General features: G+C 42.1%; 5 protein-coding genes. All 5 read left to right on the top strand.

Annotated features, from left to right (window positions below):
* The first annotated feature begins 15 nt into the window (after positions 1 to 15).
* The 5 genes from G4420_RS02155 (at position 16) to G4420_RS02135 (ending at position 16,067) form a co-directional block, all read left to right on the top strand.
* Positions 16 to 1,149 (top strand): App1 family protein, encoded by a 1,134-nt coding sequence (locus G4420_RS02155; RefSeq protein WP_163321957.1) that lies wholly within the window; start codon positions 16 to 18, stop codon positions 1,147 to 1,149.
* A 28-nt stretch (positions 1,150 to 1,177) separates the two neighbouring features.
* Entirely contained in the window at positions 1,178 to 3,013 is a 1,836-nt protein-coding gene (gene bamA, locus G4420_RS02150; protein ID WP_163321956.1) for an outer membrane protein assembly factor BamA, read from the top strand.
* Between the two features lie 8 nt (positions 3,014 to 3,021).
* Entirely contained in the window at positions 3,022 to 6,900 is a 3,879-nt protein-coding gene (locus tag G4420_RS02145) for a translocation/assembly module TamB domain-containing protein (RefSeq protein WP_163321955.1), read from the top strand.
* Positions 6,901 to 7,116: 216 nt separating this feature from the next.
* Positions 7,117 to 8,730: a tetratricopeptide repeat protein gene (locus G4420_RS02140; protein WP_163321954.1), complete on the top strand. Its 1,614-nt coding sequence runs from the start codon at positions 7,117 to 7,119 to the stop codon at positions 8,728 to 8,730.
* Between the two features lie 248 nt (positions 8,731 to 8,978).
* Positions 8,979 to 16,067, top strand: a complete 7,089-nt coding sequence (locus G4420_RS02135) for a S8 family serine peptidase (RefSeq protein ID WP_163321953.1) — start codon at positions 8,979 to 8,981, stop codon at positions 16,065 to 16,067.
* Positions 16,068 to 16,175: the final 108 nt, after the last annotated feature.

The following is a 16,175-nucleotide window of genomic DNA, read 5'->3' as shown; positions in this document are numbered from 1 at the left end:
GTGCCGAAAACAGCTATGACAGACAAAAATGAAATGACCGATTATTTTGAGCGGAAAAACAAAGGTTTCCTGAAAAAGCAAAAGTTCAGGCTAAAAAGTAAACTGGGTTGGCTTGGCGTTCCACAGGTTGTTCCTTATCGTGGATTTGGATCTTACGCATCGGCCGAAGCCATCATTACCGGGGCATTGTACGAGGATAAAGGACTGGAAAAACCTGAAGGGAAAAACTCATCGCGCGAAAATATACTGGCCATGTTAAAGCGGTATTCAGGTGATCAGATTCCCGGAGCACGAATAAAAGTTTATTTAGGAAACGAGCAAAAGCAACGATTAACCGAAGAAAACGGTATTTTTAAAGTAACAATGCCCTTAAATGAAATGAACGGTGAACGGAAAACAAAATGGATTCCTTATCAGGCCGAGTTGATGGATCAGATAGGGCCTGAAACAAATAATTCCAGGGTGCCGGGTGAAATTTTAATTCCGGGAAACGATGCTGCATTTGGTGTGATTTCAGATATTGACGATACGATAATGATCAGCCATTCTACACAAACATTGCGAAAGTTGCGGTTAATGCTTACCCATAATTCGCGAACCCGAAAACCATTTCCGGGTGTAGAAGCTTTTTACCGGGCGCTGCACAAGGGGGCCAGCGGAAACAGCAACAATCCGTTTTTTTACCTGTCGAGCAGCGAATGGAATTTGTACGACCTTATTGATGATTTTTGTTCGTACAACCAGTTTCCGAAGGGCGTTTATTTGCTTCGCGAAATTAATCCGGGGCTTTTAAATTTATGGAAACAGGGTGGCGGAAATCATGAGCATAAATTTGATAAAATAATCAGGCTTTTTAAAACCTATCCCCGGCTGTCGTTTGTGCTGGTGGGCGATAACGGACAGCACGACCCCGATATTTATGCCCGTGTAGCACGTTTATTTCCACAGCGTATTAAGGCCATTTATATTCGAACGGTGCGGAAAAGGAAAGACCGGCACATGAAAAAACTGATTGCGGAAATGGAAGAATTGAATGTGCAAATGGTATTTACACCCGATACAATTAATGCAGCTCAGCATGCGCAAAGTATAAATCTTATTGCCGAATCTGCAGTTAAACCAATTATCGAAAACAGTTTTACCGATTAAGGTGTTTTATGTTTTCCATGCAATAATTATGATCAAAAAAATAGTCAACATATTCTTCCTTTCATTAATCCTGCACCTGTTTGGCTTCGGTCTGCAAGCCCAGGAAAATTACGAAATCAGAAAGATAAGTTTCAAAGGAAACCGATCGTTGGAGAGTAGCTATTTGCTCGATAAAATGGTGGTTGATGAAGTATCGTACCTGGAGAAATTGTTAACCGATAACGATCCTTCGTTGTTTAGCCGCGAGTTACTGGATTTGGATTTGGAACGCCTGAGAAAAACCTATCAAAGCGAAGGTTTTGTGAAAGCGCGGGTAGTGCTTGATTCGCTAAAAGTAAACGATGAGAAACAGACCGTAAAACTCAGTTTTATTATCAACGAAGGCGAACCATACACCATTGATACGGTAATTTTTAAATTGAAAAAAGCCAATCCTCAGATAAACATCGATTCCATTGCCGAACGCAACATCCGAAAACTTTCCTTAAATCATTCAAAACGATTTAGCGATGAGGCCCTGAAGGAAGACATCGTCGCTATCCGAAATATTTTTTTAGACATGAGTTATGCTTATGTTGATGTGGATTATGAAATTCAGCTCGATACCACACAGCAGCTGGTTGGGATTACTTATTTAATAAATCCCGGGCCTGTCAGTCATTTTGGAGCCACAACCATAAAGGGAAATAAACATGTTGATGAGGAATTTATTCGGAAGCAGTTTAACTACAGGGAAGGAGAAGATTATAATAAATCGCTTTTAGATAAAACACGCGAGTCCTTGTATCACTTGCAGCTTTTTAGTGTGGTTTCGGTACTTCCACAAAAAGATAAAACAACTTTGTGCGACCCGATTCCGGTAAATTTATACATTGAAGAAGCGCCACGATTGAACACCGAGTTTGGTGCCGGTTATGGTACCGAGGATAAATTCCGTGCCTTTGTCGATTTAACTTATCTCGGATTTTTGGGTACTGCCCCGCGCATCAATATTTACGCAAAACATTCGGCAATCGAGCCTTATTACCTGAGTGTGAAATGGACGCAGCCACAGGTGTTCGATAAAAAAGGAAGCGTTTCCATCAATCCGTTTCTGGGGAGTAATAAAGAGCCGGGGTACCAAACGCGTACCTATGGATTAAATCTGCCCGTAACCTATCGTTTTAGCAAAGAGCTTGATGCAACACTCACGTATTATTACGAGAAAGTGAAACAGCAAATAGAAGAGGGCGATCCTGAATTTCCCGATCCGGAAGATGAGAACTATCTCTACAATAAATCGGGGGTATTGTTAAGTTCGGTTTTTTCAACAGCGCGCCCGAAATTTTCGCCCGATCAAGGTGTTAACCTGTCGATGGGAATGAAGTTGAACGGTTATAAATTTGGTGGCGATTTTAGCTATCTGCGTCTTTGGGGCGATTTCCGAACCTATCAAAAAATTGATGATCTGGTATTGGCGTTTCGTGGCATGATCGGGGGAATTCACTCCTCTGACGAAAGTGGTTTTATTCCTGTTGAAGACCGTTTTTATTCCGGAGGTAGCAACTCAATCCGTGGTTGGAGCCGCTCGGATCTGGGCCCAAAACGCGAAAGCGGAACTCCCCTGGGCGGTAAAAGTATTTTGGAAGGAAATGCAGAGCTTCGATATCCGCTTTTTTGGTGCTTAAGTGGTGTGGCATTTTTTGAAGGCGGTAATGTTTGGGAGAAAGCATTTAGCTACAAAATAAACGAATTGGCTTATGCTGCCGGTGGCGGTTTGCGTGTTGACACTCCAATTGGACCGGTGCGTTTTGATGTTGGATTTCCGTTGTGGAACGAGAAAAAAAGCCTGCAGTTTTTTATCAGTGTCGGACAGGCATTTTAAGGAAAAGAATGAAAAGTATAGTTTGGAAAATATTGCTCGTTATGGTTTGGCTGCTGGCCGGCATCATTATTTTGCTGCTCCTTTTCGGCTTGCTGATTCAAACACAGCCGGTAAAAAACAAGATCTCGCGTATGGTTGTAAAACAGGCTGAGAAAGTTGTAAATGGTGAGTTGACGATTGGTAAAATAAGCGGCAACTTTTTCTCCAATTTATCATTGGAGGATGTGCTCTGGACGTACCGGGAAGATACTTTTATATACATCAATTCGGTAGCTGCATCATACAGTTTGTGGCCGCTAACCCGTGGTGAATTACAACTTGCAAAGGCCAGTATAAATGAACCATACGTAAACTTTCAGCAATACAAAGACTCCACCTGGAATTTCAACTCTTTAGTGAAAGAACAAGCTGAAAGTTCAACGGATACTACTTCTGCGTCCGGTAATTTCCGATTGCTTTTATCTAATTTTCAAATAAATGAAGGCCGGATGCAAATTCAGGCGCTCGATTCGCTTATTCCTAACGAAGTGCGAAATATAAATCTGGAGGCAAACGGCGCTTATTCCTCCAAAGAGCAAACGCTAACTTTAAAGCGCTTTGGTCTACAAACACACAGTCCTGATTTTGATTTACGCGAATTAAGCTTTGCCGCCCGACGCACAGAAGAAAATATATCGCTTAGCGATTTCCATTTAAAAACAGCACAAAATGGGTTGGATGCAACAGCTAAATACTCCGGTGATGAAACGAAGGAAATTTTTGCTGAAATGCAAACGAAACCTATAACCATTAATGAGTTTGAGTTTTTGTTGCCAAATTTTACTCTTCCTGCTCACCCGGAAATTAGTTTCAAGGCAAATTCTACACAAAAGGGCGTTGAAGCAACACTTTCCGTTCGGGATAAAAATCAGCAGGTAAACCTCGATCTTTTCTCTGAAAATCTGTTGCAGTTTATCAATGGCAGTGATAAAACAGGGCTGAAATACAACGTTTCCGGGAACATAGAAAATATTAATCTGGCGCACTGGATTGGGAACCCGGAGTTGGATCATACGATAAATGGCGACTTTAATGCTGATGGCAAAGGAATTGATCCGAAAACTGCCGATATAAACTTAACTGCGGATTTTAAGAATTGTGTTTTTGCGCAAAAGCCGGTTAAAAGGATAAATATGAAAATCCGGATGAATCATGGAGATCTTTCGGGAAGGATCAATGCCAAAGGAAATTTTGGATCGGTTACCGTACTGCCGGAAATAAAAGATCTTTTGGAGCGTCCAACATACGAAATGCAACTGGTGACAAAAAATTTGAACCTGGCGCCTATGTTGGGTAACGATTCTTTACAATCGGATATTAACTTAAAAGCCGATTTGAGTGGTGAAGATTTTGATCCTGAAATACTGCAGGCTCGTGCAAATATGATACTGATTCAATCAACTTTCTACGGTTATACTATTGACTCTTTGGTGGGGCAGGTTAATTACCGCCGGCAAAATATTGAAATCGATTCACTTTGGGCAAAAGCAGAATCGCTGCATTTAAACGCTTCGGGGAATTACAATTTCGCCGGAAGTTCAGCTATTGAGTTGTTGGCAGAATTTGAAAATTTAGAGGATTTTTCAGTTTTTATTCCACTGGATAGTGTCTACGGGAAGGGAAATGTAAATGCCCAACTTTCAGGTAGACAAGACTCTTTGTTGTTGGCAGCAAACGTAGAATTACAAAAAGCAGGATTTACAGATATTTCATCCGAAAAAATTATGATAGACGCTACAGGGCAACTTACTCCGGGTGATACCACTTTTTCAGCAATTGCTCAGGTAGAAAATTTTAAAGCCGGAAGTTTTGAGTTGGATAGCATTCGTGCCGCTGCCAATTATTTTATCGATTCATTACAGTTGGAGATGCAGGCAAATGGCAACGAATTTCAAACGCAACTGAAGTCGGAAATCGCACTTAACGATGTGATAAGGATTGCTCTTTCGGAATGGGATCTGGATTTTAAAAACCAACATCTGCACCTGGCTGAAACACCAGCGGTACTTGAACTGGATTCGTTGGAATACCGGCTGAGTAATCTTAAAATGATTTCCGGTGATTCCGATTCAGCCCAGTACATAAAAGCCGGTGGCGTATTTTCGCAGCACGACGATGAAGATTTTGAGTTTGAAGTTGCCAATGTAAATATTGCCGCTTTGTTGGAAAGTTTTGGGGTAAATGCCGAAATTTCCGGAAGAATAAATGCTGAAGCGAGACTTAACGGAACAGCGTCGTTGCCGGAGTTGAATGGAAGTTTGGAAATTAATGAGGCCCTGGTTTATGGTTATAAATTTACCGATTTAGGCGGAACGTTTAACTTAAAAGACGACCGTCTGAATTTTGACGGACAAGTTGTTCCGCTAGATACAGGCATGCTTGAAATAAACGCCAATATTCCATTGGAAGCCCGTTTCGACAGTATGAGCTTTTTAGTAGACTCAAATGCTGCGGTTAGTGGTGGGGTAACTGTGCAGCGTTTTCCATTGTCGGCAATGCCGTTTTTAGAAGAGGCTGAAAAAGTGGAAGGATTTTTAGACGGGCAGCTTAATTTGGGCGGTACCTTAAAATCTCCTGAGCCGGATGGAAATCTGAGCCTGAACAATGCCGAGGTTTTAATTCCAAAATACGGAATTGAATACAAAAACATTGTATTCGATCTTCATTTCTCGGAAGATGCTGCCCGTCTCGATTCGTTTTACATAAAAACGGACGACGGAAATCTGAAAGCCACCGGTGCTGTTGATTTTGGATCTGCCATTTACAACGGAAAAATCAAACAATCTGAAATAAATATTCATTTCAACTCCTTTAATCCGGTTGATCACCGGCAGTTTAATATGGAATTATCGGGCGATGCCAGTTTAAAGGCCGAGGGCGGGAAAATGGTTTTTGACGGCGATCTGGAAATACCTGAAGCCAATATTTATTTGCCGGCAATTATGAATTTAACCGGGCAGTTTACCAAACCGGAATTACCTGAACCGGTATTGATGCGCGAAATACAAAAACTAAAAGACACAACAATTGTATCCGTGGCAGTAAACGATACGATTTCTGTAAATGATACGCTCAGTCTTGGTTCGCTTTCTAACTTAACCGGGCGGCTTTCTGTTAAAATTCCGCAGAATACATGGATACGAAATAAGGAGCTGTATGTGGAGGTCTCCGGAGATCTGGAGGTTATAAAAAACCCTGAGTTTTTCGAGCTTTTTGGAAGTATTAATGTGGTGCGCGGACAGTATCAGCTTCTTGGAAAAACCTTCAAAATTGATGAGGGAAGCATCACTTTTCAGGGCGGAGAAGAACTGGTGCCGCGGCTGAATATTCAGGCAGTGTATGCTTTTCGTAATCCAGAAAAAGTGAAGCAGGAACTAACGGCCCGGGTGTCGGGAACTGCCGGTGAGCCGGAGATTAGCTTTACTCTCGATGGTAGCCAAATCAGTGAAGGTGATGCCCTTTCGTATATCTTGTTTGGTACGGCAATGAACGAGTTAAGCATTGCACAACAAGAGAACGTTTCTGGAGCTGGGCAAATTGCAGGTTCGGCTGCCATGTCGGTGCTTTCGTCGCAATTAACCGAGTTACTGGGCGAGAAACTTGATGTAGACTACATTGAGCTAAAAGGTGAAGGTGATTTTGAAAATGCAACTGTTGTTGTGGGCAAATACATTACCAACGACCTGTTTGTAAGCTACGAACAGCGTTTTGGCGAAACCGATGAAAAAGATATTTCAAAGTACGAAGTAAAACTGGAGTACGAACTGTTCCGGTTCCTGTTTCTTCAGCTAAATAACTCGTCGAGCGAAAGTGGTTTTGATGTGATTATAAAACTCAATTCGAATTAGTTTACGAAGCAGCGATTACCCGCATAATTTCAAATTCAGGATTAAGTTTAAAAAATGGGGCTGTGCTAAGTGGTTTATTAACAGAATGGTGATTAATATTATTTCTGTTTTGTTTTTTGTTAAATTACGATTTTTCGGATGTTACACAACTACAGTATAACTATATTTGCTTCGAATTCGTAGGTGAAGTACCGGATAAAACTGAAGAGAGATAAAATGAATAAAATTGTATGCTTGCTGTTGATACTTCTTTTTTCGTTTTCCCTCAAAGCACAAAATAATACCGGGTTTCGTTCGCTTTTGCAGCAACTTCAGCAGGCTGATGATGATGCGACCAGGACCGAGTTACTCATCGAACTTTCACGACAAACCCGGGCCCAAAACCTTTCCGAAAGTTTGAGTTATGCACAACAGGCTTTAACTACTTCTGAAGAACTTGATGATCCGTTGTTAACAGCACAGGCGCACAATAACATGGGCATTATTTTGTATCATATTGGCGGGTACGACAGGTCTTTGGAGCATTTTCTCGAAAGCAAAAAGATATATGAAAATACCGGCGAAGATAACCTGTTGATTGGGCAGATCAATAACATCTGCGGGGTGCATTTGCAATTGGAAGAATACGATAAAGCCTGGATTTTATACCAGGAATTGTTTGATAAACAGAACGAATTGCTGGCACGTGGCGATTCGTCGAACCTCCCGCAAATGCATGTATTTTATAATAGCATGGGAATTATCAGCGAAAAGCGGGGAGAGCTGAAAAAGGCACAGTCGTTTTTTGAAATGGCGGTTGAAAACGCGACCAAATACAACTACCAAAACAGGCTGGCTTCGATTTATAATTCGATGGCAGAGAATTATTTTCGATTAAATATTGAGGAAGAAGCGCTGCAAACCTTGCAACTGGCTGTAAAATTTAGCGAGGAATTCGACGACATGATCGAACTATCGCGGGCAAACCGGCAGATTGGCCAGTATCTTTATGAGAAAAACAACACTGCAGAGGCGCTGACAAAAGCATTACAAAGTTTACAGGCCGCCGAAAAAACAAAGTCGTTTGTGTTGGAAAGTGAAGCCTATTATCTGTTATACGAGATTGAGCAGGCCGCTGGAAATTTCTCCAATGCGCTGGATTATTTTAAAAATTATACTACCCGCCAGGATAGCATTTTCAACGAGCAAACCATTAAGGAAATTACGCGTCTTGAGATGACGCACGAGTTTGAAAAGAAGCAGGAACAATACAAAAACCAAAATGCTCGAGTAAAACTGATATACGGAATAATAATTCTGGGACTGCTTCTTGGCCTTATCATTTTTGTATTGTATTTCAGGCTAAATAAAAGCAAAGACAAAGGTGCGTATCTGGCCATGAAAACACTGGAAAAGGATCTGGAATTACGCGAAAGAGAACTGGTAATGAAGGAACTTTACCTGGTGGAGAAAAACCAAACCTTACAAAAAGTTATAAAACAACTTTCGGATGCCAGGGGTAAGGCCAGGGCGGAAGTGAAAGCCATAATTGAAGATTCGGAGAAGTTGTTAAAGGCAAGTTTAAACACTTCGGTGTGGGAAGAATTTGAAACCAGGTATCAGCAGGTGCACGAAGGATTTTATGAAAAAATTCGCGAACGATTCCCTGATTTGTCACCAACTGAAGAGAAATTGTGTGCTTTACTGCGACTCGGAATGTCGTCGAAAGAAATTGCAGAGCTGTCGCAACAAAGTGTAAAAAGTGTTGAAGTTGCCCGCTCGAGGTTGCGAAAAAAGCTAAATCTTACCAATACCAATGTTAATTTAAGCACATTTCTCGCCAATCTGTAAACGAACTTATTTTCTCTTTTAATTTTTACTTCTTTTTCGTTAAAAACTGGAAACTTGTGTTGTGTAAGTGTCATGTGGATAGTGTTTTGCGCGAATTTATAACTGCTGGTTTTCAGGCGGTAAATTTCGTGTGAGTGGTATTGTTATGGTCGTTTTTTAGGTTGTAGTGCACAAGCTAAGGAGCATCTTATATAATAATATCTCGTGAATTTGATATTTGTGTTCCATAAAATATAAAAATTCTAAAAATGCGAAATTTCTACATCTCTAAAAAAATTGCTTTTGTTTTCCTGATGCTGTTTCTGGTAGCAGGAAAATTATTTGCGCAAGAGCCGGATGCCAGTCCGGTGAAAGGCGTTATCCGGGTAAAACTAACCCAGGAAGCTGCTCTTCAAATGGAGGGACACTCAGATGTTTCCCAGTTAAACCCGCTTCAAACTGCTATTCCCGGGTTTAATATTCTGAACAAAGAATACAACGCAACAAGCATGAAGCCGGTTTTTCGTGTAGCCGGAAAATTTGCCGAACGTCAACGAAAATATGGTTTGCATTTGTGGTACGAGATCAATATCGACAGCACCACAAATTTAAGCGATGCACTTTCGAAATACGGAGATCTGGATGCTATTGAATCAGCCGAATCAAAGAACCACTACTTTAGTTTTTCGGGTGGTGAAATGGTTGAAACTTCACCTGCAACAGAAAGAACTTTAGATGAAAAACCCAACGATCCGCTGCTTTATACGCAGTGGCATTACGAAAATATTGGACAAAGCGGCGGTACTCCGGGCGCTGATATTAACCTGATTAAAGCCTGGAAACTTGAAACCGGAAATCCTGATGTAGTGGTTGCTGTTATCGATGGTGGTGTGGATTATCAGCACGAAGATCTGGCTGCCAACATGTGGACCAACGAAGACGAAATTCCGGGTAACGGAATTGATGACGATAACAATGGTTACATCGATGACTTTTACGGATGGAACTTTGTAATGGGTGTTCCAACCATTGTTCCGCACGAACACGGAACACACGTAGCAGGAACTATTGCCGCGGTAAACAATAACGGTATAGGTGTTGCCGGTGTTGCCGGTGGAAGTGGCAACGGCGATGGTGTTCGCATTATGTCGTGCCAGGTGTTTAGTGCAGTTCCGGGAGGTACTGATGAGTACGCAGGAGGTTTTGAAGAAGCGTTTATTTACGCTGCCGATAATGGTGCCACCATTTCGAATAACTCGTGGGGTGGTGGTGCTCCAAGCCAGGTAATGCTTGATGCCATCAACTATTACATTGATAATGCCGGTATCGACGAAAACGGTAATTCAACCGGCCCGGTACAAGGTGGCGGACTTCCAATTTTTGCTGCAGGTAACTTCAATAGCTACAGCGACTACATTGGTTTGCCCCGTGCTGCATACCCATCACAATACGATCTTGGAATTTCGGTGGCTAACACCAACCACTACGATATGAAATCAACATCGTCGTACTTTAGCGAGGTGGTTGATATTTCTGCTCCAGGCGACCAGATTTATTCAACACTACCGGGTAACCGCTACGGTGGTCCGCACTGGGGAGGAACATCAATGGCCTCGCCACACGTTACCGGTGTAGCTGCTCTTATTGCATCAAAATATGCCTATCACATTACTACTGATGAAATCACAGAACGTTTGTTAAGCACTGCAAAAGATATTTATCACCTGAATCCGTCATTTACAGGCTACCTTGGAAAAGGACGTTTGGATGCCTACGCCGCATTGGTTGATAACCCAGGAGTTGTTCCGGCAATTGATGACTGGGGATTTTACAGCATTGATGAAAATACTTTCCACATTGGTTGGATGCTCGTAGAAAATATTCAGGGAATCACCATCACGGATTACGAAATTTTAGTTGCTCCCGGTGAAATCACCAATACTACTTTCTTCAAATCAACCGCAACTGCAACTGCTTTCCATTCAGCAGCCAGGTATTCATTCGATCAGTTTTATATCGAAAACCTGGAGCCAAATACAACTTATACAATAGCTGTTCGTGCCAAAGACCGTTTTGGTAATTTATCAGGTCTTTCAGAACTGTTTACAGCAACAACCTGGAAAGCTGCCGATGTGGAATTACTGTCAAACGACACGCTGGAAGTAAATATCGATGTTCAGGAAAGTAATCTGGGCTACGATAATTATTCTTTCCGAAACAAAGGAGAGGCATTTTCGCGTTATGATTGGGTAGTTAAAGGTTACGAAACTTTAGAGTTAAAATCGGCAGAGACCTTGCCTTCAACATACGGATTCCGCCTGGCCATGCAGGAATTAAGCGACGGTGGACAAATTAGTATTGGAATGTATGCCAGCCCAAGCTGGAACGAAGAAACGTCGACTTACAGTTTTACCGACTCGGTTAGCCATGAAGATATAAGTACACCTGATGAAATGGTGGGCCCCGGAAACTTAAGTTATGCCCAGGAAACGACCTACGAGAGCTGGATGTATGCCAACAAATTCGTGGCAGATCATGATATGGAACTTTCGCATGTGGGAGCCTATATCGCAACCGAAATGTACGATGGATCGATGTTTAATTTTTCTATTCACGTTGGAGGTGAAGAATACCCCGGAGGCGAACCGGTGGCATCAGGAGGAAGTTATATAACCGGTTACCGCGATGGAGGCTGGTACCACACTACGCTTTCGAAAAATGTGGCCGTGAACGAAGGCGACATTTTCTGGGTTACCGTAACTGCGCCAAGAGGTGTTTACTTGCCTCTTGGAGCTAAAAATGCAACAGAATACAGCTACCTACGAAAAGGGAAAAGTTATGCCCGTGTCGCTCCTGAGCAAAACTACATGACCGATATCGGTTCTGTTTTTGGCAAATACCTTATGATTCGTGCATACGAGTCGGTACGCAACAGCAATCTGGTAAAATTTACTCCAAGAAACGGCGATATTCAACCTGATTCTGTTCAAAAGATCGACATTGAAGTAAACGGTAACTATTTCGATAATGGTACACATCTGGTTGAACTGATGATGCGACACGATGATCCGAAAAAAGGAGCTTTATCGAAATTTGTAAAAGTTAATATAAGCGGACAGGAACCTAAGCTGGAAACCAACCTGAGTGCAGTTGATTTTGGCACCCAGTTCTTCGGAACTACAGAAAAAATTGAGCTGGAGTTAATGAACAAGGGCAAAGGAAACCTGAAAAACATTAACCTGAGCGGATTAAACAGCGAGTATGTAACCGTTTATCCAACTTCAATTCCGGCGTTGAAAGCGGGACACAAAACAGTTGTTACTTTAACAACAAAACCACAAAATACAGTGGCCAGTTACCAGGGAGCACTAACCATTGGCAGCGACGATGGTCAGTTGCAAATTCCGGTACTGGCGAATTTTATTGAAGGTCCGGTTTTGGAAGCCACTGCATCAATGGAATGGTTAGGCGAAAACGCCCGGTTATCAGGCGATATTATCGATACCACCTTTGTTATTCGTAACATTGGAACTTATCCTGCAAACTTCAGTATTTCGGCTTATAGCTACATAAAGAATATTACTCCTGAAAGTGGTGTTATTCTTGCCAACGACAGTGTAGTCGTTCATCTTACTGTTGATTTAACCGACCGTTCAGCCACAAATTCATCGAATACAACAATGACTGTTTATTACGATGGAAATCAACGTTTAAGTATTCCTTTCAAGGTTGAAATTTTGGGCGATCCTGAAATTACAATCGACACCAATTCGCTTGACTTTGGTAGTTTTATTGCCGGTAGTGGTATTACTGCAGCACAATCATTTACGGTTACAAACACCGGAACTGCAAGCGCTTATTACACGCTCGACAAACCGTCGGCACCGTTCTCGAACAGCGAATATGTTAGTGCATATTCGTCAATTTCTCCGGGAACCAGCAAAACCTTTACGGTTGATTTTGCTCCTCAGAGTGTTGGAACATTCACCGATCAAATTGTTTTCAATCTGCTAACAGAACGCAGTGGTTCAGTAGTTGAATCATACATTGTTAGCCTTAATGGAACAGGAGGTACTTCGCCTGAAGCCGGATACAATTTTGCAGGCGATTTTAGCAAGGATACACTGGCTTATGGCAATAATCTGGGTAAATCGGCCAATATTACTATTAGCAATACCGGATCGGAAAAAGACCTGAACTGGTCGGTTTCGGCTCCCGGATTCATAACAATCGATGGTAAAAAAGCAGAAGCCGATGGTTTTGATAACGGATATGGCTACTCGTACAATTATACCGATTACGAATGGATTGAGATTTCAGAGAAGGGAACGTCTTTGGCCGATAACTTCACAAATTCAAGTCAGCGTTATGCTACGCTTAGCTTCGATGGATTTAAATTTCCTTATTTCGGAAATGAATACACTTCTCTTGTTGTTTCAAGAAACGGATGGTTTAGTTTCGATCCGGCACCAGGAGCGTATTTCGGAAGCACTCCACACGATCTTCCTAACAGTTCAGCCGGCTCAAGCTATGCAAATGCTGTTGTTGCTCCGTTTTGGGTGAGCAATGGAGCCTTTTTAAGCAACGAATCGGATCTGTTGATTTACGAAACCGACGAATATGTTATACTTCAGTGGAACCACATTGGCTACTACTACCGTGGTTATGGTGGCGATTTCACTTTTCAGGCTGTTTTGTATCCAAATGGCGATCTCAAATTCCAGTACAAAGCCATGGAGACAACCGGCGAAATCTACCTGCCATATTACCGCGTAGGATTTGAAGGACCTCACGGAATTTATGGTTTAACAGAGAACGAAGATTACAGGTACGGACATGCTGCCTACCAGGGTAAAGCAATTAGAATTCAGCCGCCACTTTCAGGAACACTTGCAGCAGGCGAATCAAAAAACATTCAGTTGCAATACACATCCGAAGGTTTAGAGGTGGGCGATTACACCGGGAAAGTGAATATACTTACCAACGACGTTAATAATTCAACTAAAGTTGTTGTTGTGGCGCTTGCCGTAACCGGTGAATCAAATGTTACAATCAACCGCAACGAAGTTGTTTTTAATGATGTAAGTTATTTGTCAGCAAATCCGCTAAGCGGAACAGAAACATTGTTGTTGGCCAACAGCGGAAGCAAACCGGCAAAATTAATTTCTGTTGAATTTGCAGGTGCAAATCCTGAGTTATTCTCTACCGATTTGGCTGTTAACGCTGAAGTTCCGGCATTCGATACAATTGCTTTTGAAGTGATTTTTGCAGCTGAAAATGCAGAAGCCAATACGGCTGAACTGATACTGACTTTTGAAGATGGAACTGAACTAAACGTAGCGCTTTCCGGCGATGCGGTTCTTCCTCCGGTATTTGCATACGACCTGTTGGAAACACTCGAAAACGATACCATGAAACTGGTGGTTAACGAGAATGAGCAAAACAATTTCCTTATTCAATTGGCTAACCAGGGAACTGAAAGTGTGTTGAATTATTCCATAACAATGGGAATTCTGCGTCAGGGCTGGGGAACCGATGGAATTAGCGAAGCAAGCCAAACCGGTGAAATATTTGCCGACTCGCTGAACTACGATATGGCAGGCGAACCAATGGGACTGTATGGTAATGGTGGCGAAGCAAAAGTTAGCACTGCTACTTTGTTTACTGTATCGCAACCTGAAGGATTTACTTTAACGCACATCAGAGACTACTTTAAACGTGGCGAAACAACCACACCATACGTGATCCGAATTCTGAAAGGAAACGACCTGAGCACTGCCGAAACGATCTACTCGGAAGAGTATTTTACCGATAAAACGGAATTTGGAGTGTATACCATCCCGCTATCTCAATCCTTCTACTTTGAGCAGGGAAGCCAGTTTTTTGTTGTAATCGATTTCCCAATGGAAATGCAATCGTTGTTTGGTTTCGATTATGGATCTCCAAGTACAGAAGGAAAATACTGGATATCGTACGACGGATCGACAACCTGGGAAGAGCTGCCTTTTACTTATACCTGCAAAACACACGCGCTTTCTGCCCATCCGGGACAGTGGCTGACTATTGACCCAAGAACAGGAGGAATTGTTGCCGGCGCAACCCAAGACATCAATATTACGGTTGATGCTTCATTGTTTGAAGCCCGCTCGTACGAGGCAAGAATGAGTATTGTTCACAACGATCCAACACAGAAGAATCTTAACGTTCCGGTAGCGTTAAGAATCAATTCGGCACCGCTTATCGAGTTGCCTGATACCTTAACGATTGCAGAAGGAGAGGTTCGAGTGCTGGAAATTCCGGTTACGGATTCTGAAGGAGATGATATTGTTTCGGTTGAAGAAACTACACCACTTATTTTTGCCAAAAGCAATTTTGCCGATGGAATACTGACAGTAACTTTATCGCCTGATCATTTTGCAGCAGGAGCATACACACTTGCCTATAAGGTTACTGACGAGTATGGGGCAGCAAAAGAATACACTTGCGAAGTAAGGGTTGAAAATTCCAACCGTGCACCCGTGGTAGTTACTGATTTGAGCGATCAGACACTGCATGTGAACTACGATTACCGCTTTAACTTTGGTAAATTATTTGCCGATCCTGATGGTGATTTGTTAACGTACACATTAACCACTGATGTTGATGGTGTGGTTGAAATTTTCACAATGGGATCGGAAGCTATAATTGTGCCGTTCGAGAAACACCTGGAGACTGTATTACGAATAACTGCAACCGATATCTATGGCGATTCGGCTGAAACCAGCTTCATTGTTTCAACCAAACCCGGTAAGCAAGCCTGGGTGCCAAGTGTTTGGAATCCGAATGCAATTGTAATCAAGTCGGGAAGTATTTTCGAAGAATCATTTGGTGTTACCATAACAAAATCAGCCGAAGTTGTAGAGAGTTACATTGCTGAAGGTCCTGATTTTGTTTCTGCAAGGTTGAATGGAAAAGACATCGTGCTAGAGATGGATCCGGATATGAATGTTGAAGGTGAGTATTTTGTCAGCCTGGCAACGGAAGATGCTGACAATAACACTGTTTACCACGAAATTAAGGTAGATGTTCTGAAATCGGGCAGTACAGTAACTGACATCGACGATTTGAATAATAAACCTGAAATAAATGTTTATCCGAATCCGGCTACTGAACTTATCCATATCAGTGGATTGGAAAATACCGGGAAACAAACCGTGCGTATTTTCAATAGCCAGGGAGCTGTTGTTTACAGCAAACTGCTAAACGAGTTGAACAATGACATTTTCGAATACAACGTTTCTGGGTTGACCTCAGGAACTTATCATATTCAAATTATTACTGACAATGATGTTGTGAGTAAAACCTTCATTAAATTGTAATAGTTAACTGTAGCTGTTAAAGCCGCCGGGGTTTCCGGCGGCTTTTTTTTGCTTAATATTTCTGAATCTGGTTCGCCTGAGGTATGAATAGAACAGATTAGAATATTT

It is taken from the genome of Draconibacterium mangrovi, from assembly GCF_010586825.1.
In the GTDB taxonomy this organism is placed as follows: domain Bacteria; phylum Bacteroidota; class Bacteroidia; order Bacteroidales; family Prolixibacteraceae; genus Draconibacterium; species Draconibacterium mangrovi.
This window is presented reverse-complemented; position numbering and strand designations above follow the sequence as displayed.